The sequence below is a fragment of the Gordonia zhenghanii genome (assembly GCF_021738965.1).
GTDB lineage: Bacteria > Actinomycetota > Actinomycetes > Mycobacteriales > Mycobacteriaceae > Gordonia > Gordonia zhenghanii.
In genome coordinates, this window is sequence record NZ_JAKKOQ010000017.1 from 16,135 (window position 1) to 38,735 (window position 22,601).

A 22,601-nucleotide genomic window follows, 5' to 3' on the forward strand; every position below is an offset into this window, starting at 1 on the left:
ACCACATCTCAGGCGCGAGCTCGCAGTCGGCCGAGGTGTTGCACGGCGGCACTGGTCCCCGACATCGCGAGCAGCGCCCGGAAATGAGACGAGTCGCCCGAGGCGGGGACACCGGCGACACAGTCGAGCGCGACGATGGCCGCCGGATCGTGTTGGTCGACAGGCTTGGTGACGAGTCCGGCGTGTGCGCTCGCGGCCTGGGCCCGAATGACGTCGATGTCGCGTGAAACGGCGGCGGCGTCGTCTCCGGCAAAGGTGTCGGATGTGCGCTGCAACACGACCGACTGTTCAGCGAGTTGCTCGACCTGTACGCCGACCGTGTCGATCACCGCCGTAGCGGACCGACGGAGTCGTGCCATCTCGTGGTCGGCGAGGGACACCCACATCAGCGAGACGAACGTTTGCAGGGCGTCTCGCTCGGCGTCGAGAGCATTCGCCGCCGCCACCACCGATTCCGTGTCACCGGTACCGGTCAGCGCTTGCCCGGTCCGCTGCAGGAGCCCGTCGAGGGCGTCGAAATACGATGAGATCGCCGCGATCAGCTGCGGTCGAGAGCTGGTCGATACGACGAGGAACGCCGCAGCGACTCCGACCAGCGCGCCAGCCGCCGTCTCTTCGACCCGCCATTCGAGCACCTGGCGGTCGAGCACGCCGAGCAGCCCGTACATGGAGACCAGGAGGGTCGTGACGAAGAACGCGACGATCGCATAGTTCAGCGATCCCAGGTAGATCATGAAGAAGACGGACACCACGCAGTACAGCGTGAGGACCGTCGGGTGTCCGTCCGCGACCCAGGTGGCGGCCACTCCGACGACGACGCCGAGCGCTGTTCCGAGCACACGTCGCAACGCTCGGGTCAGGACGGCTCCGCGTGTCGCCGTCCCGACGAAGACGAGGAAGGCGGTCAACACCGCCCAGTACCAGCGGCTCGCCGAGATCGCCTCGCCGACGACGGTGGCCAGTGTCGTCGCAATCGCGACTTGGACCGCCATCCGACTCGTCGGCTCCCACGTGTCCCAGAAATGCCTGCGCGTGGGTGCGGTCGTCGTCCGATGCGGCGCGGGACTGGACTGGTGCGCGAGAGCGGTCTTGTGCTGGTCGAGAGTCGCCGTGCGCGTGGACGACGTGTCGTGGCTGCGGCGGTGTGTGGGCGATTGTCTGCGTCGGGTCGCGACGGCGTTCTGCAACTCGATCTGGGATACGACGGCTCGCGCGGCGACGGCGGAGACGAAACCGGAGTCCGGCGATTCCAGGGCCTTCTCGGCGACTCGTCGCGCATCGTCTGGCGCGGTGTCGGTCCGCAACGTCCTGCGGAATGCGTCGAGGACGTCGAGATGTGTGGCCGTCGGATCGGCGGCCACCTGCACGGACACCTGCACCGCATCGGTGCGCGCGTCGAAGACGAGTCGAGCGAGTTCGGCATGGGTGATCCCGACCCGCCGTTCGGTGTCGTAGCGGCCCTGCCAGTCGGTGATCGCGATCGCGACGTCGCCGATGCGATCGATCGCTCTCTGGAGGCCGATCTCGCTTCCGGATGTCGCGGCGGCCAGACCCGCGCTGCACGCTGCTCGGAACTCGCGGAGCAGGAGCCGCAGCTCGCGTCGGGGGAACGCCGGCAGCATGACCAGCTTCACGGCGACGTTGCAGGCAGTCGCGGCGACGACGATGAGCACCAGGGTGCGCAGCTCGTCGGTGTTCGGCGAGATGATCAGTCCGAAGAATCCGGTGATGAACGCGATCATGCCCAGTGCTGTCCACCGGGGGCCGAATCGACGCACCCAGGTGGCCGCTGTGCAGACGGCGATCAGGACGGCGATCTCGAAGAACCGCCAGCGATGGAGAAGGGTGATCGCGCTGAGAACGGCGACCGCCGGGAACATCAGCAGAATTGTCGTCGTCAGACGCTTGGCAGCTGTCGCATCCTTGACGCTCAGTCCACTGATCATGGCGAGGAACGTTCCGACCAGCACCAGGTGGGACGAGCTGTGGGTGAGGCGGGTGATGCCGAGGGCGGATTCGGTACTCAACAGGACAGTGGTCGCGACGGCGATCGCGTTCGAGAGCCGCACCAGTCCGGGGTCGGTCCCTGCGAACGTGCGCAGGGGATTCGCGGGAAGCGACAGCATTCTGACGATTCTGCCGTATGCGGAGGTTCGTTCAGACGGTTGGCAAGTACCTTACTCAGTAGTAAGGTTGTCGCATGGCCATCAATCTTGAGCTCCCGGAGAAGCTGAACTCTACGGTCGAGCGCGCTCGTCTCGCAGCCGAGCACATCTTCCGCCCTGTCTCGCGAAAGTACGACAAGGCTGAGCACGAGTACCCCACTGAGCTCGATGAGCTCGGCAAGATCGCCAAGGAAGCGCGCGGCGGCGACAAGACCGCCGATTCCGACGGCGCCGATCACGGCACCGTCAACGGCGCGAACCTCCGCTCGGTGCTCAACGCACGCGAGCTGAGCTGGGGCGATGTCGGCCTGATGCTGTCGATCCCCTATCAGGGCTTGGGCAATGCGGCGATCGCCGCCGTCGCCAACGACGAGCAGCTCGAACGTTTCGCCGACGTGTGGGCGGCCATGGCCATCACCGAGCCCGCTTTCGGCTCCGACTCCGCGGCGGTCGCGACCACCGCAGTGCTCGACGGCGACGACTACGTCATCAACGGCGAGAAGATCTTCGTGACCGCAGGCTCGCGCGCCGATCACGTCGTGGTCTGGGCGACGCTCGACAAGAGCGTCGGTCGCGCCGCGATCAAGAGCTTCGTCGTACCGATGGCCACCGACGGCGTCACCGTCGCACGCCTGGAGCACAAGCTCGGCATCAAGTCGTCCGACACCGCCGTCGTCCGCTTCGAGAACGCCCGGGTGCGTGCCGACAACCTGCTTGGATCGCCGGAGATCAACGTCAAAAAGGGTTTCGGCGGCGTCATGCAGACGTTCGACAACACCCGCCCCGTCGTCGCCGCGATGGCGGTCGGACTCGGCCGCGCGGCCCTCGAGGAAGTCCGTCGCATCCTCGAAGAGGCCGGTCACGAGATCGACTACGACCGTCCCGCCGCTGCCCAGCACGCCGCCGTCGCCGACTTCATCCGCCTCGAGTCCGACTGGGAGGCGTCCTGGATGCTGACCTTGCGGGCCGCGTGGATGGCCGACAACAAGCAGCCGAACTCCACTGAGGCGTCGATGTCGAAGGCCAAGGCCGGCCGCACCGTCACCGACGTCACGAACAAGGCCGTCGAGATCGGCGCGACTGCGGGCTTCTCCGAGACCCAGCTCCTGGAGAAGTGGGCGCGCGACTCCAAGATCCTCGACATCTTCGAGGGAACTCAGCAGATCCAGCAGCTGATCATCGCTCGTCGCGTGCTCGGCAAGAGCAGCGCCGACCTGCGATGAGCTGATCTCGCTTCCACTGTCGCAGACCCGGCATCCCTGCTAGCGTGAAACTAGAACACGTTTCAATTCAGGGAGTGGTTATGACTGCTGACCAGCAGGTCGATTTGTCCGAGAAGATCAGCACCGCCGTGACGGCCTACATCACCGCGCTCAACTCGGGCACCGCCGAGGAGATCGCCGACCTCTACGCCGACGGCGCTACCGTCGAAGATCCGATCGGTGCTCCGCTGCGCACGACGCGCGACGAGCTCGTCGAGTTCTACGGGATCATCACCGGCATGCCGCACCGTGAGGCGACCGTGGCCTGGACGAAGATCGCAGGCGACACCGCGGTCTTCGAGTTCACGCTCGTCACCGGCACCGACGACGCCAAGTTCACGATCACCCCGGTCGACATCATGGTCTTCGACGAGAACGGCAAGGTCACGTCCATGCGCGCGGTCTGGAATCCATCGGACCTCGAACAGATCTGACCGACCGTAGGGCGAGCCTCCCTCACCGGCGGGCACGCCCTACGGCCGCGACCGCACCGGCCGACAGAACACCGACGGTGACCACGCACGCCAACGCCGCCAGGGCGAATCCGGAGTGAGCCGCGGCCACGACGGCCCCCACGGCGAGGCCCGTCTGTTGCGCCACACCGAGTTCGGCGGCGCGCTGCAGCGCACGGTGGCCGGGGCCGGCCAGCGCGCGGTCGTTGGCCAGCGGAAACGCGACTCCGATCCCGAAACCGATCGGGACCGTCGCCGTGATGAGCACCGCCGGGTCGACCGGCGTCGCGGCGAGCACTGAGCAGCCCAGAACCAGCGCGAAGAACCCGGCTATCAGTAGGTTGCGCGCACCTTCGGGCCCCGCGGAACGCCGGGCGACGAGGACCGCGCCCGCTGCGGCGGCCACATTGAGCGGCCCGAAGCCCAGCCCCGCCGCGATCGGCGACCACCCGTGGTCCTGCTGCAGGGCGAAACTCACGGTGATGACTGACGCCGCGAGAATCGCGTTGGCCGCCACCACCGTGGCATGCGCGTGCCAGTCGCGCCGTGCGATCGGCGATCGGTGGTCATCGGGTTCGATGCGGTGACCGGCGTCCGGGCTTTGGCCGGGCACGGCGGACGAGACGGCGCGCCACGCGAGCATGCAGGTGAGGACGGCGATCGCCACCGCCCAGAAACACCAGCGCCACGAGACGGCCGCCAACGGTCCCGCCACCAGTAGTGCGGTGATCGAACCCGCGCCGGACACCGTCGAGAAGACGGCGAAGTCACGGGTCCGGGACGGGCGGCCCATCGTGACCAGATGCAGCGCCGCAAGCACGCAGATAGTTGTGGCCGCGGCCGTCGCGCCTTGGGCGGAGCGGGCGACGACCAAGCTGATCGTCGTCGGCGCCAGGGCGCCTGCCACGGCGCTCAGAGCGAACGCACACGCAACCAACGGAAGCGCTCTGGACGGATCGACACGTCGCAGTGCGAGGACCGCGACCGGAAGCATCACGACGAACGATGCCGCGAACGGCGTCACCAGGAGATGTCGAGCCTGGTCGCCTAGATCGAGATCACGGCCGACCGACGGAGCGAGCAGCGCGATGGCCGTCTCGTCGAGGATGATCGTGAACTGCACCGCTGCCAGAACGACGACGGCGAGCAGCCGTGTCGATCGAACCGCACCGGTCACCGGTACGTCACCCAGTGCCCGACCTGCCTAATTTGTGGGAGCCGTCGCACATCGGGGAAATAGTCGATCGGCCGCATCGGCAGAATGCGACCGTCTGCCGCGTCGGCGTGAAGGCGCTACCATCAGGATTACTGACCGATATCGGCCCGCGGACCAATAAGGGGCCGCCTGGACACGGAAATACCGTTACCTTCTCGACAGCGTCGTCGAGGTCGTGATCACGAAATGTCATCGCATCCTTTTCCGACAATGAATTGAGTCGATCGATGAATGATTCGAGTGTACGCACCCGCCCCGACGGGGTCGCGGTCGTTTCGTCGAGAATGCCGGTCCCGACGCCACGCGGCCGACTCAGTGAACTACTCCTGGAGGCACTGCTCTCGGGGGACGGATCGTCGTCGGAGCTGCGCGGCGAGGCCACGCGCGAGCGCCCCGACGTGCTGGCCGACGACGATGCGCAACTCGCGTTGACGCTCCTGTACGAACTGCACCTGCGCGGAGTCGAGGGCGTGGCGGACGAAATGGGCTGGGACCTCGGCTTTCTCGAAGTCCGAGCGCTGCTGGAGCACCGACTGGTCGCCGCCCTCGACCAGCTCGTCGGCCCGGTGTCCGATCCCGCCGACGTCATCGCCGAACTGTTCGCGATCGGAGCCGGGACGGACGGTCCGCCGATGGCGAGATATCTGGCGGTGAACGGCACGATCGACGAGTTCCGTGAGGTGATGATCCATCGCTCGTTGAATCAACTGCGTGAGGCGGACCTGCACACCCATGCGATACCGCGACTGCACGGTGACGCGAAAGCCGCACTCGTCGAAGTGCAGGCCGACGAATACGGCGGCGGAATCCTCACGCGTATGCATTCGACACTGTTCGCCGGATTAATGCGCGAATTGGGGCTCGATGACGGATATGCGAGATATATCGACAGAGTTCCCGCCCCGACCCTCGCCGCGTTGAATACATTGTCGTATTTCGGAATTCACCGTTCGCGGGTGAATGAGTTGATCGGGCATCTCTGCGTGGTCGAGACCACCTCGTCGCTCCCGAGTCGGGACTACAGCCGCGGCCTCAGCCGACTCGGGGTCGGTCCGGCGGGCAGAGTCTTCTTCGACGAACACGTCGAGGCGGACTCGGTGCACGAGCAACTCGTCGTCCGGCGCGTCGCAGGCGGAGTCGGCACGACGCCGGACGCGAGGATCGGTCTGGTGCGAGGCGCCCGCATGTGCGCGGCGGTGGAGCGACTGGCCGCCGAATACATCTGGGACCACTGGCAGGACGGGGCGTCGTCGTTGAGGGCACAGCCGCAGTGATCACCGAATGGACCGCAGGAGAGCGGGCCACCGACGCGATCCTCACGGGGATCCCCGTCGGGCGACCGGCGATCGAGGCGCTCGACGGCGTCTACCGGCCATCGGTCGATTCGGCGCTCCTGTGCAAGCATGCGGTGGCCGAAGCGACCGGTTCGGGAGCCGACCGTCGCACAGTGATCGAACTGTGCGCAGGCAGCGGCATCGCATCGATCTACGCTGCTCTCGCCGGAGCCGAGGTGACCGCCGTCGACGACCGACCGGCAGCGATCGCGGCGGTCGGACGCAATGCTGTACGGAACCAGCTGCGCGTCGACACGGTTCTGGCCGATGTTCGGACCTGGACGCCGCGCGCCCCGGCCGACGTCGTCGTCGCGAATCCGCCGTATGTCCCGGCGCCTGCCGAAGCGACGGACGACGGGCACGCCTGGAACGCCGGGCCGGACGGGCGCGCGGTCCTCGACCCGCTCATCGATCACGCCCGACGCCTGGTGGCGCCGGGCGGGGTTCTGATCCTGGTGTACTCGGCGGTCGCGGGAGTGTCGGCGACCCTCGACGGGTTGCAGCGGAACGGGTTCGACGCCTGCGTGATCGACGAGATGCAGCTGGAGTTCGGTCCGGTGATGCTGCGACGTGCGCAGTGGCTGGCAGCGAACGGGCTCATCGACGGCGACCAGTCCGAGGAGCGGCTGGTCGTGGTGCGGGCGGTCCGGAGCCGATGATCACGATCGGGCTCAACCGTGCACAACATGCCATCTGGATGGCGCAGAACTTGCTGGGAGACGACACGCCGATAGCCGTCGCGCAGTGTCTGGAGATTCGCGGCGCCGTGGATCCCGAGCTCCTGCTCGCGGTGGTTCACGACGTCTCCGAGGAGTTCGGGGTGTCGACGACTCGTCTGTACACGGATGGCGGCGAGCCGCGTCTGAGCATCGGCGGTCATCCCGGTGTCATGGTCGAACGCCTCTCGCTCGGTGACACTGCGGACCCGGAGGCTGCGGATCCGGAGGCTGCGGACCCGGAGGCTGCGGCCGCCGAAGCGATGCGCGAGATGTCAGCGGCTCCCCTGCCGCTCGACGGTCCGTTGATCCGGTACGTGCTCATCGAGCTCGGGCCGCGGCGATGGACGTTCTACACACGTGCCCACCACGTTCTCGTCGACGGATACGCGGCCGAACTCGTGATGCGGCACGTCGCCCACCGGTACCGGCAGGCCACCGGTCAGGCGGACGGCGACCCGATTCCGCGCGATCCGCGGCCGGTCACGGTGATCCGCGAGCACGAACGCGGATACGAGCAGTCGCCCCGGCACGCACGCGACCGCGAGTACTGGCGCAGTGTGCTGGCCACGGCGCCCGAACCACTGCGGATCACCGATCACGCCGCGCACGCCTCGATCAGGACGCACGTCGCCGGAGCAGATCTGACGCCCGGGACCGTTCGCCGTCTGCGAGAGACCGCCGATCGGGCTGCCGTTCCGACGGTTGCGGTCCTCGTCGCGGCGGGGGCGCTGTGTCTGTCGCGGATCGCCGATCGGACGGCGGTGCCGCTGACCCTGGTCACCTCGACCCGGACCACTGCGGCGGTACGGGCGGCCGCCGGAACCATGTCGAACCTGCTCCCGCTCGTCGTCGACCACCGGCCAGGTCTGCCGGTCGACGGGCACCTGCGAGACGTCGCACGCACCCTCTCCGGAGCGCTGCGTCACCAGCAGTACCGCTATGAGGACATGGTCGCCGAGGCCGGCGGCGGATCGGACCCCGCAGGTCTCGTCCGACTCGGCCCCGTCCTCAACCTGGTGCCTTCCGTACCCGACCTCTCCCTCGGCGACGGGACCGATTGTGACCTGCGAGTTCTCACGACTGGACCGGTAACCGACCTCAACATCAACGTCTACCCCGGCGACGCGGACCAGTTGCGCGTCGAGATCGAAGTGAACGCGGACGTGCACGACCAGTCGTCGGCCGACGCGGTTCTCGCCGGGGTTCTCGACGATGTCGCCGCGCTCTGCGGAGCACGAGGCGACGACGACGTGGACCACCTGGCGCCGAACGCTGGCGTCTGGCGCTGTGAAGCTCCGTCCGTCGACGTATCGGAGACCTTCGCCGACGGCTATCTGCGGCATCGATACTCGACGCGGGTCGCCGTCGTCGACGAGGACGGCGGCCCCCACACGTACCGGGAGGTGGCGGCCGACGCGATGGGTCTCGCGGCCGAGTTGACTGCGCGCGCTCAGCCCGGTGACGTGGTCGCAGTCGTCTGCGAACGGTCGTCTCGCAGCGTCGTCGCCGCGTGGGCCGTCGCGGCCGCGCGAATGTGCGTACTCCCCATCGATCCGTCGCTGCCGCAGTCGCGTCGGCAGGCGATGCTCGCCGCCGGGGCTCCCGCAGTGATCCTGGGGCACGGCGCGGACTTCGACATCGATCTGAACCGGGCCCACGCCGACGGAGCGCCGGACGTTCGTCTTCCGACGGCTCGCCTCGACTCCCCCGCATACCTGCTGTTCACGTCGGGAAGCACGGGCGTGCCGAAGGGTGTGTGCGTTCCGCACCGCGGGGTCGCGGATCTCATCGTCGAGATCGATGCGTCGTACGATCTCGCGACGACGAGCGTCGTCGCGCATCTCGCATCTCCAGGATTCGACACCGCGATCGTCGAGATGCTCGCCGCGGCCCACGCCGGTGCGACGCTGGTCGTCGTACCGCCGCACATCCGCGGCGGCGCCGACCTCGCGCACTACCTCGCGGTGCACGGCGTGACGCATCTGCTCGTGACGCCCGGGGTGCTCGCCACTCTGCCCGATGAGGCCGTGCCCGAGCTCACCCATGTGATCGTCGGGGGCGACGTGTGTCCGGCTCCGTTGATCGGGCGGTGGGCGCGTCGGGCCACCGTTCGGTGCGCGTACGGGCCGTCCGAGACGACGTGCAGCGTGATGCTGACCGATCCGATCGACGCCGACGAGGTTGGCCGGCGAATCCCGCTGGGACGACCCATGAGCGGAGTGCGACTCCTCGTCCTCGACAGCCGCCTGCGGCCGGTGCCGCGCGGTGGCCGCGGCGAGCTCTACGTGTGCGGTCCGAGTCTGGCCATCGGCATCCTCGGCAGTGCCGCGACCACCGCGGCCAGGTTCGTCGGGGCCCTCGACGGTTCAGGCGAGCGGATGTATCGCACCGGCGACCGGGTGCGACGCGGCGCCGACGATCAGATCTGGTTCGTCGGCCGCGTCGACGGCCAAGTGAAGATCCGCGGAGTCCGGGTCGAACTCGCCGAGATCGATCGAGCGGTCCTCGAGATCGGGGCCGCGTCGGCCAGCGCCACCATCGCACACGACGCTCCGGGAGGGCGCCGACTGCACACCTACGTCGTTGCGACTGGAACAGGCGACACGGCTCGCCGGGTGCGGGACGGTGTCCGGGACCGGCTGGGCACTGCGTTCACCCCGACCGGCGTGACCGTTCTCGACCGTCTGCCGCTGACCGTCAACAACAAGCTCGACCGCGCACGACTGCCCGCTCCGACGACGGTGACACGGCGGGCGCACCGGCCACCGACCGACGAATTCGAGCGGGTGGCGGTCGATGCGTTCGAGCACGCACTGGGGGTCACGGAGGTCGGGCTCGACGACGACTTCCTCGACCTCGGCGGCGACTCGTTGTCGGCGACCGCGGTGGTCGCGAGAATCGCCGCCGCGCGCGGGGTACGGGTCGGCGTGCGCGACGTCTTCACGAACGCGACGCCCGCCGAGTTGGCCGACCTCGTCCGGACAAGGACGAGCAGCGCGACGATCGCTCCAGCGATCACCGGCGACTCGATCAACGGGTCGCGCTCAGGACCAATTCCGTTGGCGCCCGGACAACGCAACGTGTACGCCCGCCGCGATCGGATCGACCACCTCATCTCGTTCGCCACGACCATCGCCGCGCAGATCGGCGTCGCCGACGTCCGCCGGGGCGTCGCGGCAGCCCTCGACCGGCACCCCATGCTGCGCAGCCGGTTCGCCGACGACGAGACCTTCGCCGTCGACGCGGTCTCGGACCCCGACTGCTGGACGGTCGACGAACTGGGCCGAGTCGATCCGACGAGCCTGCGTGAATACCTGTTCCGCCCTATCGACCTCGCTCAGCACTATCCCCTGCGCGTCGGAGTCGGAACGGAGCCGGACGGGTCGACGGTGATCGCTGCGTGCCTGCACCACCTCGCCGCCGACGGCGTCTCCCTGCGCGTCATGCTGTCCGGAATGCTCACCGGTGTCGGCGCGACACCGGACGCCGACTACCGCGAGTACGCGCGGACCGCGGGTGCGCTCGCCGCGGAGAATCGCATCGCCGACATCGCGCACGCCGCCGAGGTCGTGCACGATGTGCGTTCGGCAGGCTCGGCCGACCTCGCGCCTCGTCGACCCCGCGTGTGGGAGGCCAACGGCGCGCGAGTGCCGATCCCGCTGGGCGCTCCGGAGTGGGCGGTCGTCGAGACGACGGCCCGCGACGCCCGGGTCTCGGTGCTCACCGTGGTGCGCGCCGCGTTGGCCCTGGTCATCGGGCGTCGGACCGGGGCCGACACGGTGCCGGTCGGCGCGCTGCTGTCGGGGCGCGACGACGCCCGCTGGGACAACGTCGTCGGCATGTTCGTCAACACAGTGTGCGTGCCGTGTCGGGTGGAGACCACCGTCAGCGAGACGATCGCCGGCGTCCACCGCGCCGAGAACGAGGCGTTCGCACACGCTACGACGGCATTCGCCGACATCGTCGACGCGCTCGGCCCGTTCCCGCCGGATCGGCATCCGTTGTTTCAGGTGATGCTGACCATGGACGACTACCCGACGATCGCCTGGAACGGTCTGCGCCTGACACCGATTCCGGTCGACGTCGCCCACTGCGACCTGCACTTCTCCGTCATCCCACCACGCGCCGGAGTCGACGGCGCAGTCGAAGTCCTGTATGCGACCGCGCTGTTCGACGAGCAGACGGTCCGCGACGTCGCGGCCGAACTGGTCGCCGCTCTGGGAACCGCCTGCCTCAACGCTTAGGTCGGACGGATCGGTGTTCCCGCTACTGGACTGACTAATAGCGGGAGTGCCCGGCCGTCGCGGGAAGGCCTCAGCGACCCGTCGGTCGCAGCACGATGTCCGTCGGATGCGCATCGGACGGCGTGGCGACGGCATGCGCGACCGCTGCGGCGACCGTCTCGGGTCGGAGGAACCGAGTGGGGTCGTAGTCGTCGCCCTCACGCGCGACGATGTCGCGTTGCATGTCGGTGTCGATGCGGCCGGGGAAGATCGACGTGACACGGATCGACGGTTCCTCGGCGCGCAGTCCGTCGGCGAGGGCGCGCAGCCCGAACTTGCTCGCGGCGTACGGCGTCCACCCCGGATTGACGCGCATCCCAGCACCCGAGTTGATGAAGACGACGTGACCGCCCGCCTCGCGGAGCGCGGGCAGGAGCAATCGGGTCAGTTCGGCGGCGGCGATCAGATTCACCTCGAGGAGGTCTCGCCACTCGTCGACCGGGGTGTCGGCGACGCTTTCCAGGCTGCTCGCGACACCGGCGCTGTGCACCAGCAGGTCCAGGGAACTGATCGCCTCGACGGAGGCTTCGACCGAATCGTAATCGGTCAGGTCGACGTCGAACGTCGCCGCACCATCCAATTCCGTTGCCAGCGAGTCGAGTTCGGGGCTGCCGCGGCCGCCGAGGAGGAGATCGTGGGTCGAGGTGAGCGCGCGAGCGATCTGCGCGCCCACCCCACGGCTGGCTCCGGTGATCAGTGCGGTCGGCATGGCGCCGACTGTACTGGGCAGAGTGCCCAAGGCTGGAGATTCTCGGCTCAGAACTCTTCGGCGCCGGTCAGGGCGGCGTCGTCGTCGACAGTGTGCTGGTTCTGGTTGACTCCCGCGGGCGCGGACCGGCTGGACCCGATGAGGTTGGATCCGACGATCGCGAGGACGGCGACGCCGCAGTAGCCTGCGGCGAACCAGAACGGCGCTGCGCCGCCGAACCACTCGGCGAGGTAGGCGACGAGGATCGCGGACACGGCTGCGCCCATCCAGCGCAGGAAGCTGTACCCGGCAGATGCCACAGATCGGGGAGTGGTGGAGTCGGTCGCCGACATCGCGACCCCGGTGAACAGGGTGTTCAGGATGCCGGAGGGGATACCGGAGATGACGACGGCGAGGCTGATCAACCACACTTGGTCGGTCAGGACGCCGATTGCGGCGAGCGCCATGACGACCGCGTACCCGCTGATGGCGGAGACGACACCGGCTCGGTCGCCGATGGCGCGCGCGACGCCGGGGGCGATGAACACACCGGCCAGCGCGGTCAACAGGCCCCAGCCGAAGAAGATCATGCCTGCATAGATCGGACGAAGCCCCATCGCGAGCGGAGCCCATGCGATGACCGTGAACAGTGCGCCGGTATAGAACGCGGAGCCGATCGAGTTGATCAGGAGCGCCTTGTTGCGCAGCGCCTTGATCGGGTCCAGCAGATTGACGGGCTGACGCTCGGATGCGGGACCGTCGGGCGGCAACAGCATCGCACAGAGGACCGCGCCGATCAGCATCAGGACAGCGGTGCCCGCGAACGGTGCGCGCCAGCTCCATTCGCCTAGGACGGCACCGAGAAGCGGTCCGACGGCCAGGCCAGCGCCGAGGGCCGCTTCGTACAGGAGGATCGCGCCGTGTTGGTTGCCGCGGGCCTGCCCGACGATGAATGCGAGCGCCGTCGCGATGAACAGCGCGTTGCCGAGACCCCAGATGACGCGCAGGGCGATCAACTGGTCGATGTTGTCGGCGAACGCCGAGACGCCCGCCGCGACCACGATGCAGGCCAGCCCCGCGCTCAACGTCCGCTTCGGCCCGAATCGGTATGCGGCCCAACCGGTCACCAGCATCGCGACCACCTGGACGCCCATGTAGACGCCGAACAGGAGGGTCAATTTCTCGTGCGGTGCGTTCAGGGCTTCGGCGATCGAGTTGAGGATCGGGTCCACCAGGCCGATGCCCATGAACGCGATCACCGCGGCGAACGCTGTCACCCACACCGTACGAGGCTGGTCTTTGAAAGCTTCGGTGAGTGAGTGGTCGTGCTCTGCCATCACTTCTCCAATCGTGCGCGCAGGTCCCGCAGGGCCGGAGCGGCAGCCGCGAGGACGGCCCGTTGTTCGTCGGACAGTTCGTCGAGCGCGGCGGTCACCACGTCGTCACGTCGAGAGCGCACGCGGTCGACGATGCCGCGTCCCTCGTCGGTGAGTGCGATGACGACGGCGCGCCGATCGTCCGGGTCGGGTGCGCGGGTCACGAGTCCGTCACGCGTCAGCACGTCGACGAGGTTCGTCGCCGTCGGCACGCGGACGCCTTCGCGGTCGGCGAGGACGCCCATCCGCATGGGCCCGTGATCGAGGAGGGTCACCAGCGCTGATGACTGGGCCGCGGTGAGTTCAGCGACCGGGCTGTTGCGCCGCAGCGCGAGGTACAGGCGGGTCACTGTATGGCGTAGTTCGCTCGCCAGTTCCGAAGGATTCGTCTCAGTAGAATTCGTCTCAGGCACAGTTAGTGACTCTAATACTTAGTAAGCCTAAGTAAAAGCGGAGCGCGTATGAGTTGCGAGACACTCGATCCCGCTCGACAGAGGAGCGCAGGTCAGACGCGTTCGCCCACGCCGATGCGGCCCGCGCTCGACGAACCGCCGAATGACGCGGGGCTGCGGCCGTCGTGGCTGTAACCGCCGTCGTGCACCGATCCGATCAATACGCTGTCGACGAGTACTCCTGCGAGCACGGGGGCGAGATCGCTCGGCGCGCCGACTTGATCGGCCCACCAATCCGCGACATCGGCGGCCGCGGCGTCCAGGGCCTGACTAGCGAGATCGGCTGCTCGGGCCGCTGTGCCCGCAGATCCGTCCGAGTCGGTGTCGGCGAGATCGGCGGCGACGTCGGCCAGACGGCGTGCCTCGGACAGCCGCGTGAACGCGACCGAACCGACGACGCCGCGACGCGTCTGCACGTACGTCGAGGCGGCCCGGACCAGGTCGACCACGTCCGACAGGCCGGTCGATCGGGGCGTGTCGTCGGCGTCTTCGGCCGCGTTGAGCAGCCTCGTCGCCTGGTCGAGCGCGCCCTCGGCGGAACGAATCGCGCCGATGACCGAACCGCGTTGCCCGGCGGCCGCTGCGTCGCGACCCTGGTCGGTGCACTCGCGAGCGAAGTCGAGCAGATGGCGCGCGAGCGTGAGGTTCCCGTCGACCTCGGGGGGTGTCGACGCCAGTTCGGCGAGGCCCGACTCGATCTCCGGTATCCGATCGGTGGCCTCGACCACGGCGGTGGACAGTGCGTCCAGGCGTCGCTCGCCGTCGGCGCTGAGATCGCGCAGGCTGTCGAGGGCGGTACTCCGCCCGTCGAGCATCGCGTCGGCATTGGAACAGGTCGTGATGATCTCGACCAGCATGCGGCGCTGGTCGGCGGGGTCGGAGACCTGGTCGTCGTCGAGTCGTTGGCGCAGCATGTACGACGCCGCGATGGCCGCGCGCGCGTCGGCGACGGCCGAGATGAAGGGATCGGCAGCGGTCCCGCGCTCGTCGCGCGCACGAACTGCTTCGTCGCCGCTGTTCCGGATAGCCCGGTCGGTGGTCGTCAGCACTTCGCGGGACCACGGATCGAGCTCCCCGACGGGCTTCTGGCCGAGTTGGTCGGCGGTGAACGCGTCCGCGTGCTCGGCGGCCGCCCGACGCCTGCGCAGGAGCAGCAGCAGAGCTGCCCCGACCGCCAGCAGCACGAGTACGACGACGGCCAGCGCGATCCACCAGGCCCGGGACGACTCCGGTTCGCCGCCGACGTCTGCGATGTCCTCTCCGACGACGACGGCGGCATCAGCGAATCGGCCCTGGTCCACGGCGGGTGCGAGGTCGTCGGAGATGATCCGGTCGGTCTCCTCCGCGGTGAGGCCTTCCACCTCGACTGGCGCCTGCAGAACGTAGTCGCGCGGCTCGGTGGCGATCGCGAGGACGACGTCGTGTGCACCGAAGTCGCTCTGCCGGACGGTCTTGGCCACCCAGTCCTCGGGCGCGAGGCCGCCGAAGTTCTTGACGTACACCACCCAGTACTGGATGTCGTGCGCACCGTCCACGTCGTAGACCGCCTGCCACACACGGGCGCTCTGCGTGCCGTCGAGGGCGCCCGCCGGATCGACCACCTGTGTGGGGAGGCGGAACGGCGCCTCCGCGTGTGCCGGTGCGCACAGCAGCGTCGAGGCGAGCAGCAGAGCGGCGAGAGCAGGCGCGAGAGCCAGGACCCGTCGGACAGAAGCAGACGACATGGAACCAATCTATCGTCTGGGTACGACGTAAGCGGGCAGGCTGGGAGAGGAGTGAAGAGTGCGTGACGAGTTCGATGCAGTGATCGTCGGTTCCGGGCCGAACGGACTCACCGCGGCCGCCGTGCTGGCGTGCGCCGGTCGACGAGTGCTCGTCCTGGAGGCCGCCGACACGATCGGGGGAGGCGCGCGCACCGACGAATGGTTCGGGCCGGGCATTCGGACCGACGTCTGCTCCGCCGTTCACCCGACCGGATATGCCTCACCGGCGTTCACGGATCTGCGGTTGACCGACCACGGGCTGAACTGGCTGGTCCCCGACGTCTCGCTCGCGCATGTCGCGGCGTCCGGAACAACTGGCATTCATCGCGAACCAGAGTGCACGGCAACAGAACTCGGCGCGGATGCGAAAAGATGGCGGACCCTGGTCGAGGCGAACGATCCGAGAGCCCTCGTCGAACAGATTCTGGCGATGCCGACGGTGCCGCGTCGTAGACTGATGCGGACGGCGGGATTCGCTGCGGCGGCCGCACTGCCGACAGAGCTACTGGTGCGGGCGTTCACTACTGCGCGCGCCGCGACCGTGTTCGCCGGGATCGCCGCGCACGCCGAGCGGCCGCTGACGGCTCCTGGATCTTCGGCTGCCGGCTTGTTGCTCGGAACGCTGGCGACCACCGGGTGGCCGGTGGCGCAGGGCGGTTCCCACGCTATCGTCGACGCGCTCGCCTCGGTGGTCCGTGCTGCAGGCGGCCGGATCGAGACCGGGTGCGGGGTGACCGATCTCGGTCAGCTTCCGACCGGGTGCGACCTGTTGTTCGACACATCACCCGACCTGGTCGCTCGGCTGTTCGCCGACCGGCTGGGTCGCCGATACACCCGCGCTCTGCGCCGATTCGCCTACGGCGGCGGAACGTGCAAGGTCGACTTCGTGCTCACCGACCCCATCCCGTGGGCCGATCGGTCAGACTTGATGGCCCGGACCGCCACCTTCCATCTGGCCGACGACATCGCCCAGATCAGGCGTACCGAGGCCGACGTCGCCGCAGGAGTGCTACCGGAGCGGCCATGGGTGCTCGGCGGCGAGCCGACCAGGATCGATCCGTCGCGAGCGCCGTCCGGCACTCATCTCGCGTGGGCGTACTGCCATGTCCCGGCCGACTGCGGCGTCGATGTGTCTGATCGGATCGTGTCCGAGATCGAAAGGGTCGCACCGGGTTTCCGCGACACGATCACGGGCGTCCGAGTCACTACGGCGACCGATCTGCAACGCCACAACGCCAACTACGTCGGCGGCGACATCAACTGCGGTGCGGCCAGTCTGTCGCAGCTCGTGGCGCGCCCGGTGCTGTCACCGACACCCCAGATCACCGGGGTCCCCGGCGTCTACCTGTGCTCGTCGGCGACGGCCCCGGGCGGCGGTGTGCACGGAATGTCCGGCTACCGAGCGGCTCGCGCTGTGCTGGCGCGCGGCTGAGTCAGCGCTGCTGAAACAGCGCTGCTGTACTCAGCGTTTTCGGGGTTCCAAGTGGACAAAGGCCTGGACGTGGACGTCCGAGTCGCCGATCGCCTCGCGGATCTGGTCGGTCACGACGCCGACCTTGTCCGCGATCTCCGGATACGGGTGGTCTGGACGGGCCGTCACCTCGAGGCGAATGATGCTGCGCGCTCGATCGTTCAGAGCTCGCGCGGACACCGAAGTGAACGTCGTGTCGCCGGACAGTTCGTCGGCGGCCGCCGCTGCGATCAGCTTCGGCGCGACGGTCATCGTTCCCGTCTCACCGGATCCGTCGAGCTCGACGTCGTCGATCTTTCCCGGGCGGAGCGACGAGACGATGAGCGGAATGGCCCACAACAGCGTGATCAGCACGATTCCGGCGAGGACGAGCGTCCACCATCCGCTGTCGGCGAAGCGCCCGACGGCATCCGTGTCGATGTTGTTCATCCAGTCGACGAACGGTTGCACGTCGAGATTCCACGCGAGGGCAGCGAGCCCGATGACCAGTAGAACGAGTCCGATCACCGCGGTCGTGGACCGGTGCACTGCGGCGGGTAGACGGTTCATCGACGATCACCGGCGTTTCGGGTGGAGAAGCGGACGACGGCTCGGTTAGGCGATTCGACATCGCCGATGACCTCGTCGACCACCGTGTGGACACGGTCTCGGTCGACCGAGTCGCGGGCGATCACCGTGCACTTCGCTTTGCGACGGGTGACGACAGTCGTGGCGTGATCGACGCCCGCGACGGCCTGGGCGGCAGCACTGCACCGACGGGCGACGTCGACGCGGCGCGTCCACAGGACGTCGTGGTCGGTGAGCCGGAGGTGGGTGGCGCGGCGCGGTTTCATCGACGCCACGAGCAACGCGAGGCCGATCACGATGCAGGCGATCGCCGCAGCCCACATCCAACTGGTCCACGCCGTCTCGCTGGACCAGTGGGCTGCGTGCCCAAGCCACGGGTCGCCGTCGATCCAACCGGCCTCCAGGACGAGATCGCGAACCGCGACCCCGCACAACACGAGGAGCGCGATGCCGATGACGGCGCCGAGGATTGCTGCACCCGGCCGTCCGGACGGTGCGAACACCTTGCGGCTCGCGGTGTCGGAGGTACCGGCCGGGCGGTTGCCGGTTTCAGTGCTCAAGCTGTCAGTTCTCGAGGTCATGGACGTCCTCCGATGCTGTGGCGCGCTCGGGCGATTCGGTGACGCTCGGCAGGTCGATGTAACCCTGCTTTCTGCGTTTCACCTCGTCGCGCGGAACGAATTGGCGGACAGTGACATCCACTCTGAGCGGACGATCGCCGACGAACGCCTCGAGCTCGTCGGCGACGGACTCGCGGATCTGCTGGCAGACGCGAGTCACTGCACTCGGCCACACCAGGGCGACGGTCATCGACAGGCGACGAGCAGTCCCTGCAGCATCGACAGTGGCTTGCGGGAGATCCGAACTGATCCCCAGCAAGTCCGTCGCCGACGATCCGAGGACCGAACCGACGGTGCCCTGCTGACGGACGACGCCGTCGACGTTGAGGGCTGCGCGTTCGGCGATCCTCTGGATCACTCGGTCGGCGATGACGAGAGTGCCCGCCGGGCGGATACTCGCCGAGGCCGCGTCGCCCTCCACGACGCGGTCCTCGGCGAGAGTCTCATCAACCACGGCCGCGGCTCCGAACCACTGCGCCGAGGTCGAGGGTGCCTTCGAGCTGCAAACCGACGATCACACCGATCAGGCCGAAGACGAGTGCGAGCACCAGTCCCCAGAACCCGCCGACGAGAGCCGCCAACGCAAGGAGCAGTCCGGCAAACAATCCGATGACGGCTTTGTTCATCAGCCAGCCTTCCTCGTCTGTGCGATGTCTTCGACGACCACCGAGAACTCCAGCCCGGTGATCGACTCCGCGGTGTCGCGGACTGCCGCAGCCACTTCCTGCAAGTCGTACGTCAGATCGGCGACGATGTGGACCTCCCCGTCCTCGTCGCGGAGCGCGATGCCCGACACGCGTTGTCCGGGCATGTATGTCGCGACCTCGCCGAACAGCCCGCTGTGCAGGTCGATGACCCCGGGCAGCGCAAGGACCGCGTCTGCGATCTGCTCGGCCACTGACCCGACCTCGACCGCGTCAGCAGGACCACTATCGGCAGTCATCACTCGACCCTCCGCGCACTTTCTGTCTTCTCCTCTTCCTCCCCGAAGCTCACGTCGTGCACGGTCACGTTGACCTCGGTGACCTCCAGGCCGGTCATCTGCTCGATCGCGGTGATCACGTTGCGACGGATGGCGGCGGCGAGCTGGTGGATCGCGACGCCGTAGTCGGCCACGATCGACACGTCGACGGCTGCCTGACGCTCACCGACCTCGACGTTGATGCCCTGTGTGGCACTCACGGTCGTTCCCGGAATCACCTCGCGGACCTTGCCGACCATGCGCTCGGTGGTCCCGCCGACGTCGTAGACGCCGTCGATCTCGCGAGCAGCGATGCCCGCGATCTTCGCGACGACGATGTCGGCGATCGAGGTGCGGCCGCGGTCGGCCGCAGTGTCGCGTCGCACGACCTCGCGGCCTGCCGCATGCTCAGCTTCGCGCGTCGATGGAGCGACAGTCTTCTCCCCAGAGACCGTCTTCTCTGCAGTCGGCTTCTTCTCCTGCGTTGCTGTGGTGGTGGCGTTGTCAGACACACGAGCTCCTTCGTCATATTCTCGTTTGCACACCGATCGCGACCCCTCGTCCGGCCGAAGCCGAATCACGCGACCCGTGTGTAAAGTCAGTCGCATCGACACAAAGAAGTTGCACGCATGAATGTACGTGATGTCGGTCACAACGACAGCCTCGACCTAGATGACCTGTCCGATGACGAGCTCGCAGGCGCCGCGGCAGTGGGTGATGCCGAAGCGTTCGAGGTGCTGGTCAGGCGCATGTCGCCGGTCTTGTTGCGCTATATGCGGCGCATGGTCAACGAGCCTCAGACAGCCGAAGACCTGGCCCAGGAGACGCTCCTCGATGCGTGGAAGGGGCTTCCCGACTTCGCCTTTCGAAGCTCGTTCCGGACCTGGATGTTCGCGGTCGCGCATCGGAAGACGGTCGACTACTACCGTCGACGGCGGGATCTCCCGACCGACGGGGAGCGGTTCGAGGAACTCGTCGCCCAGGGGCCGTTGCCTGCCGACACCGCCGAACATTCGGCTTTGATGGACGCATTGCGTGCAGAACTGGGAAACTTGCCGCACACTTCGAGGGCCGCGTGGTGGCTCAAAGAAGTCGAAGGGCTGACCCTCGTCGAGATCTCGGAGGTCTTGCGCATCAGTACCGGGTCGGTACGGGGGCATCTACAGCGAGCGAGGAAATTCCTGGTCACGCGACTCGCCCCGTGGCAACCAGGCGCGAGGCACGACGACGGACCGGCCGCGACCGGGAAAGGAGGTCGACCATGAACGACGTACGTTACGACGAGTCGACCGACGACCCCACCGACGCGTGGCTGGTCGACGCGATCCGCGACGACCGCGAGCCCGACAGCGATGTGGAACGACTGATCACGTCGATCTCGTCCGGGCTCAGTCGCATCCGGCGGCCGGCGCGGATGCTCGCCGCCGACGAGCGCGGCGTGTCGGTCAGCGATCGAATCGTCAAGGAACTGATCGCGGTTCGGATCCGGCGCGCATTGGGTCGACTCGTCGTGTTCGCGTCCATCGACGGTCCCGAGGACGAGGTCGACGGCGTCCGTATCGGCCTGATCGCGCGGTACACAGATAGTCTGATCGCGCAGTCTGACCAGGTCAGGGACGTGGTCGAGGATGTTTTGACGTCGACGATCGGAGTGCACGCGAGCGCTGCCGCGCGCACCAACATCTCGGTGCGCTGGCAGGACCTGTACACGCGCGAGTGGCTGGACTGACCCCCTGGGGTTGGGACGCGGTCAGCCCTCGCGCGCGTCGCGCCAGGCGACGAGGCGCTCCACGGTCGACAGGTCGTAGTCGGGTCCGTTGACCGCGTACGTCAGGAGTGTCACGCCTTCGGCCGTGATGTCGTCGGCGAACCGGAGCAGACCGTCGACGTCATCGCGACTCTTCAGTTCGGCGGAACGTTCGATGCTCGCCGGGTCGCGGCCGACGGCGGCGCAGTGCTCGGCGAGGATGGCCGACTTGTGCCGGTACGTCTCGACGTCGACGAACGAATGCCAGATGTCGGCGTGGGTTGCGACGTGGCGCAGCGTCTTCCGTTCGCCGCCGCCGCCGATCAGGACCGGGATCTTGCGTGTCGGCTGCGGATTGAGCCGGCCCATCCGGGACTCGATCCGGGGGAGTGCCTCACCGAGTGCGTCCAGGCGCGACCCCTTGGTCCCGAACTCGTAGCCGTACTCGGTGTAGTCGCGTTCGAACCAGCCGCTCCCGATGCCGAGGACGACGCGGCCGCCGGAGATGTGATCGACGGTGCGGGCCATATCGGCCAGCAGCTCCGGATTCCGGTAGCTGTTGCAGGTCACCAGTGGTCCGAGCTCGATCCGTTCGGTCTGTTCGGCCCAGGCGCCGAGCATCGTCCAGCATTCGAAGTGCGCGCCGTCGGGATCGCCGTACAGCGGATAGAAGTGGTCCCAGTTGAAGGCGATGTCGACTCCGATGTCCTCGGCGCGACGGACCGCGTCTCTGATGAGCGAGTAGTCGGGCGAGTGCTGCGGCTGGATCTGGACACCGATACGAACGCGTGAAGTCATGCCGTCCATTCTGTACCCCCGCGCCAGCACCCTCCATTTTTGCCAATACAGCAACATGCAATGACAAATCAGCATGACGCTGGCACTGTGGTCACTATGACGACAGAACACACGCACGGACCGGCAGCCGCCGGTCGCCACCCGGAGACTGCGCAGGAGTGGGACGAGAAGTACTCGACGTCCGACCGACTGTGGACGACGAACGTCAATCCCGCTCTCGTCACTGAGGTCGAGTCGCTCGAGCCGGGCACGGCGTTGGACGTCGGCAGCGGCGAAGGCGCCGACGCGCGGTGGCTCGCGGGCAAGGGATGGAAGGTCACCGCCGTCGACATCTCTCAGGTCGCGATGGACCGGGCCCGTGCCGCCGACCCGGACGGTTCGATCGGCTGGCATCGACTCGACGTGACGACCGATCCGATTCCGAACGCGCCGTTCGGTCTCGTGTCGGCCGTCTACTTTCACATCGCTCGCTCGCAGGAACGACTCCTCGACGCGCTGCTCGGCGCGGTCGAGCCCGGCGGACAGTTCCTGCTGGTCGTCCATGCGGCACAGGGTATGAAGGAGCACGGCTTCGATCCGTCGGACTACTTCTTCCCGTCCGACATCGCCGCTCGACTCGGTGACGATTGGGAGATCGTGGTGAACGAGGTCCGCCCGCGCGGGGTGGCGGCCGGGGACGGCGCGCACGTCGACGACGATGTGTTGCGGGCCCGTCGAATCCGGTGAA

23 protein-coding genes are annotated in these 22,601 nt (G+C 67.8%); 9 read left to right on the forward strand and 14 right to left on the reverse strand.

Going from position 1 to position 22,601, the window contains the following annotated elements; genetic code table 11:
* Positions 1-8: 8 nt before the first annotated feature.
* The gene (locus L5G32_RS16960) at positions 9-2,126 is read right to left on the reverse strand and encodes an FUSC family protein (protein ID WP_237012261.1); all 2,118 of its coding nucleotides are present in this window, start codon (positions 2,124-2,126) and stop codon (positions 9-11) included.
* A gap of 74 nt (positions 2,127-2,200) precedes the next feature.
* On the opposite strand from L5G32_RS16960, the gene L5G32_RS16965 reads away from it, so the two are divergent.
* Both L5G32_RS16965 and L5G32_RS16970 read left to right on the forward strand, forming a co-directional pair.
* Positions 2,201-3,388: an acyl-CoA dehydrogenase family protein gene (locus L5G32_RS16965; RefSeq protein ID WP_237012262.1), complete on the forward strand. Its 1,188-nt coding sequence runs from the start codon at positions 2,201-2,203 to the stop codon at positions 3,386-3,388.
* Between the two features lie 80 nt (positions 3,389-3,468).
* A complete protein-coding gene (locus L5G32_RS16970; protein ID WP_237012263.1) occupies positions 3,469-3,861 on the forward strand; it encodes a nuclear transport factor 2 family protein in 393 nt (130 codons plus the stop codon).
* 22 nt (positions 3,862-3,883) lie between these two features.
* Here L5G32_RS16970 and L5G32_RS16975 read toward each other — a convergent pair whose 3' ends face one another.
* Both L5G32_RS16975 and L5G32_RS16980 read right to left on the reverse strand, forming a co-directional pair.
* Positions 3,884-5,056, reverse strand: coding sequence for an MFS transporter (locus L5G32_RS16975; RefSeq protein WP_237012264.1), 1,173 nt, complete (start codon positions 5,054-5,056; stop codon positions 3,884-3,886).
* A 7-nt stretch (positions 5,057-5,063) separates the two neighbouring features.
* Complete coding sequence (locus L5G32_RS16980) at positions 5,064-5,288, reverse strand: CDGSH iron-sulfur domain-containing protein (protein ID WP_237012265.1); 225 nt, start codon at positions 5,286-5,288, stop codon at positions 5,064-5,066.
* A 34-nt stretch (positions 5,289-5,322) separates the two neighbouring features.
* Between L5G32_RS16980 and L5G32_RS16985 the strand changes: the two genes are divergently transcribed.
* From L5G32_RS16985 to L5G32_RS16995, 3 genes are read left to right on the forward strand one after another with little or no spacing between them, the layout of a single operon-like run.
* Positions 5,323-6,369 (forward strand): iron-containing redox enzyme family protein, encoded by a 1,047-nt coding sequence (locus L5G32_RS16985; RefSeq protein WP_237012266.1) that lies wholly within the window; start codon positions 5,323-5,325, stop codon positions 6,367-6,369.
* Positions 6,366-7,088 (forward strand): HemK2/MTQ2 family protein methyltransferase, encoded by a 723-nt coding sequence (locus L5G32_RS16990; RefSeq protein WP_237012267.1) that lies wholly within the window; start codon positions 6,366-6,368, stop codon positions 7,086-7,088. The genes L5G32_RS16985 and L5G32_RS16990 overlap by 4 nt, the downstream gene beginning before the upstream one ends.
* On the forward strand, positions 7,085-11,392 hold the full coding sequence (locus L5G32_RS16995; RefSeq protein WP_237012268.1) for a non-ribosomal peptide synthetase: 4,308 nt from the start codon (positions 7,085-7,087) through the stop codon (positions 11,390-11,392). The genes L5G32_RS16990 and L5G32_RS16995 overlap by 4 nt, the downstream gene beginning before the upstream one ends.
* Before the next feature lie 70 nt (positions 11,393-11,462).
* On the opposite strand, the gene L5G32_RS17000 is transcribed toward L5G32_RS16995, so the two are convergent.
* The 4 genes from L5G32_RS17000 to L5G32_RS17015 all read right to left on the reverse strand — a co-directional run bounded on the left by L5G32_RS17000 (position 11,463) and on the right by L5G32_RS17015 (position 15,671).
* Entirely contained in the window at positions 11,463-12,140 is a 678-nt protein-coding gene (locus L5G32_RS17000; RefSeq protein ID WP_237012269.1) for an SDR family oxidoreductase, read from the reverse strand.
* Between the two features lie 47 nt (positions 12,141-12,187).
* Entirely contained in the window at positions 12,188-13,456 is a 1,269-nt protein-coding gene (locus L5G32_RS17005) for an MFS transporter (RefSeq protein ID WP_237012270.1), read from the reverse strand.
* Positions 13,456-13,908: a MarR family winged helix-turn-helix transcriptional regulator gene (locus L5G32_RS17010; protein WP_237012271.1), complete on the reverse strand. Its 453-nt coding sequence runs from the start codon at positions 13,906-13,908 to the stop codon at positions 13,456-13,458. The genes L5G32_RS17005 and L5G32_RS17010 overlap by 1 nt, the downstream gene beginning before the upstream one ends.
* Before the next feature lie 92 nt (positions 13,909-14,000).
* Positions 14,001-15,671 (reverse strand): TPM domain-containing protein, encoded by a 1,671-nt coding sequence (locus L5G32_RS17015; protein ID WP_237012272.1) that lies wholly within the window; start codon positions 15,669-15,671, stop codon positions 14,001-14,003.
* A gap of 58 nt (positions 15,672-15,729) precedes the next feature.
* Between L5G32_RS17015 and L5G32_RS17020 the strand changes: the two genes are divergently transcribed.
* The gene (locus L5G32_RS17020) at positions 15,730-17,142 is read left to right on the forward strand and encodes a phytoene desaturase family protein (RefSeq protein WP_237012273.1); all 1,413 of its coding nucleotides are present in this window, start codon (positions 15,730-15,732) and stop codon (positions 17,140-17,142) included.
* A 30-nt stretch (positions 17,143-17,172) separates the two neighbouring features.
* Here the strand turns inward: L5G32_RS17020 and L5G32_RS17025 are convergent, their stop codons facing one another.
* The 6 genes from L5G32_RS17025 to L5G32_RS17050 are packed head-to-tail and all read right to left on the reverse strand — an operon-like array spanning position 17,173 to position 19,841.
* Complete coding sequence (locus tag L5G32_RS17025; RefSeq protein ID WP_237012274.1) at positions 17,173-17,730, reverse strand: Asp23/Gls24 family envelope stress response protein; 558 nt, start codon at positions 17,728-17,730, stop codon at positions 17,173-17,175.
* The gene (locus L5G32_RS17030; RefSeq protein WP_237012275.1) at positions 17,727-18,308 is read right to left on the reverse strand and encodes an Asp23/Gls24 family envelope stress response protein; all 582 of its coding nucleotides are present in this window, start codon (positions 18,306-18,308) and stop codon (positions 17,727-17,729) included. Before L5G32_RS17030 ends, L5G32_RS17025 begins: the two co-directional genes overlap by 4 nt.
* A 4-nt stretch (positions 18,309-18,312) precedes the next feature.
* A complete protein-coding gene (locus L5G32_RS17035) occupies positions 18,313-18,822 on the reverse strand; it encodes an Asp23/Gls24 family envelope stress response protein (protein WP_237012276.1) in 510 nt (169 codons plus the stop codon).
* Entirely contained in the window at positions 18,815-18,994 is a 180-nt protein-coding gene (locus L5G32_RS17040) for a DUF2273 domain-containing protein (protein WP_237012277.1), read from the reverse strand. Before L5G32_RS17040 ends, L5G32_RS17035 begins: the two co-directional genes overlap by 8 nt.
* Positions 18,994-19,311, reverse strand: coding sequence for a hypothetical protein (locus L5G32_RS17045; protein WP_237012278.1), 318 nt, complete (start codon positions 19,309-19,311; stop codon positions 18,994-18,996). Before L5G32_RS17045 ends, L5G32_RS17040 begins: the two co-directional genes overlap by 1 nt.
* Positions 19,311-19,841: an Asp23/Gls24 family envelope stress response protein gene (locus L5G32_RS17050; RefSeq protein WP_237012279.1), complete on the reverse strand. Its 531-nt coding sequence runs from the start codon at positions 19,839-19,841 to the stop codon at positions 19,311-19,313. Before L5G32_RS17050 ends, L5G32_RS17045 begins: the two co-directional genes overlap by 1 nt.
* Before the next feature lie 117 nt (positions 19,842-19,958).
* Here L5G32_RS17050 and L5G32_RS17055 point away from each other — a divergent pair, with 117 nt between their 5' ends.
* The gene (locus L5G32_RS17055; RefSeq protein ID WP_237012280.1) at positions 19,959-20,594 is read left to right on the forward strand and encodes an RNA polymerase sigma factor; all 636 of its coding nucleotides are present in this window, start codon (positions 19,959-19,961) and stop codon (positions 20,592-20,594) included.
* Positions 20,591-21,058, forward strand: coding sequence for a hypothetical protein (locus L5G32_RS17060; RefSeq protein WP_237012281.1), 468 nt, complete (start codon positions 20,591-20,593; stop codon positions 21,056-21,058). The genes L5G32_RS17055 and L5G32_RS17060 overlap by 4 nt, the downstream gene beginning before the upstream one ends.
* A 21-nt stretch (positions 21,059-21,079) precedes the next feature.
* Here the strand turns inward: L5G32_RS17060 and L5G32_RS17065 are convergent, their stop codons facing one another.
* Positions 21,080-21,874: an LLM class F420-dependent oxidoreductase gene (locus tag L5G32_RS17065; RefSeq protein ID WP_237012282.1), complete on the reverse strand. Its 795-nt coding sequence runs from the start codon at positions 21,872-21,874 to the stop codon at positions 21,080-21,082.
* A 96-nt stretch (positions 21,875-21,970) separates the two neighbouring features.
* Between L5G32_RS17065 and L5G32_RS17070 the strand changes: the two genes are divergently transcribed.
* A complete protein-coding gene (locus L5G32_RS17070) occupies positions 21,971-22,600 on the forward strand; it encodes a class I SAM-dependent methyltransferase (RefSeq protein WP_237012283.1) in 630 nt (209 codons plus the stop codon).
* The last annotated feature ends 1 nt before the right edge of the window (position 22,601 follow it).

Coding starts and splice junctions, on each gene's coding strand:
- L5G32_RS17045 (WP_237012278.1), bottom strand. CDS start 19,311: ATGACTGCCGATAGTGGTCCTGCTGACGCGGTCGAGGTCGGGTCAGTG.
- L5G32_RS17015 (WP_237012272.1), bottom strand. CDS start 15,671: ATGTCGTCTGCTTCTGTCCGACGGGTCCTGGCTCTCGCGCCTGCTCTC.
- L5G32_RS16985 (WP_237012266.1), top strand. CDS start 5,323: ATGAATGATTCGAGTGTACGCACCCGCCCCGACGGGGTCGCGGTCGTT.
- L5G32_RS16960 (WP_237012261.1), bottom strand. CDS start 2,126: ATGCTGTCGCTTCCCGCGAATCCCCTGCGCACGTTCGCAGGGACCGAC.
- L5G32_RS17040 (WP_237012277.1), bottom strand. CDS start 18,994: ATGAACAAAGCCGTCATCGGATTGTTTGCCGGACTGCTCCTTGCGTTG.
- L5G32_RS17025 (WP_237012274.1), bottom strand. CDS start 17,730: ATGAACCGTCTACCCGCCGCAGTGCACCGGTCCACGACCGCGGTGATC.
- L5G32_RS17005 (WP_237012270.1), bottom strand. CDS start 13,456: ATGGCAGAGCACGACCACTCACTCACCGAAGCTTTCAAAGACCAGCCT.
- L5G32_RS17060 (WP_237012281.1), top strand. CDS start 20,591: ATGAACGACGTACGTTACGACGAGTCGACCGACGACCCCACCGACGCG.
- L5G32_RS16970 (WP_237012263.1), top strand. CDS start 3,469: ATGACTGCTGACCAGCAGGTCGATTTGTCCGAGAAGATCAGCACCGCC.
- L5G32_RS17070 (WP_237012283.1), top strand. CDS start 21,971: ATGACGACAGAACACACGCACGGACCGGCAGCCGCCGGTCGCCACCCG.
- L5G32_RS17065 (WP_237012282.1), bottom strand. CDS start 21,874: ATGACTTCACGCGTTCGTATCGGTGTCCAGATCCAGCCGCAGCACTCG.
- L5G32_RS16980 (WP_237012265.1), bottom strand. CDS start 5,288: ATGACATTTCGTGATCACGACCTCGACGACGCTGTCGAGAAGGTAACG.
- L5G32_RS17000 (WP_237012269.1), bottom strand. CDS start 12,140: ATGCCGACCGCACTGATCACCGGAGCCAGCCGTGGGGTGGGCGCGCAG.
- L5G32_RS16995 (WP_237012268.1), top strand. CDS start 7,085: ATGATCACGATCGGGCTCAACCGTGCACAACATGCCATCTGGATGGCG.
- L5G32_RS17055 (WP_237012280.1), top strand. CDS start 19,959: ATGAATGTACGTGATGTCGGTCACAACGACAGCCTCGACCTAGATGAC.
- L5G32_RS16965 (WP_237012262.1), top strand. CDS start 2,201: ATGGCCATCAATCTTGAGCTCCCGGAGAAGCTGAACTCTACGGTCGAG.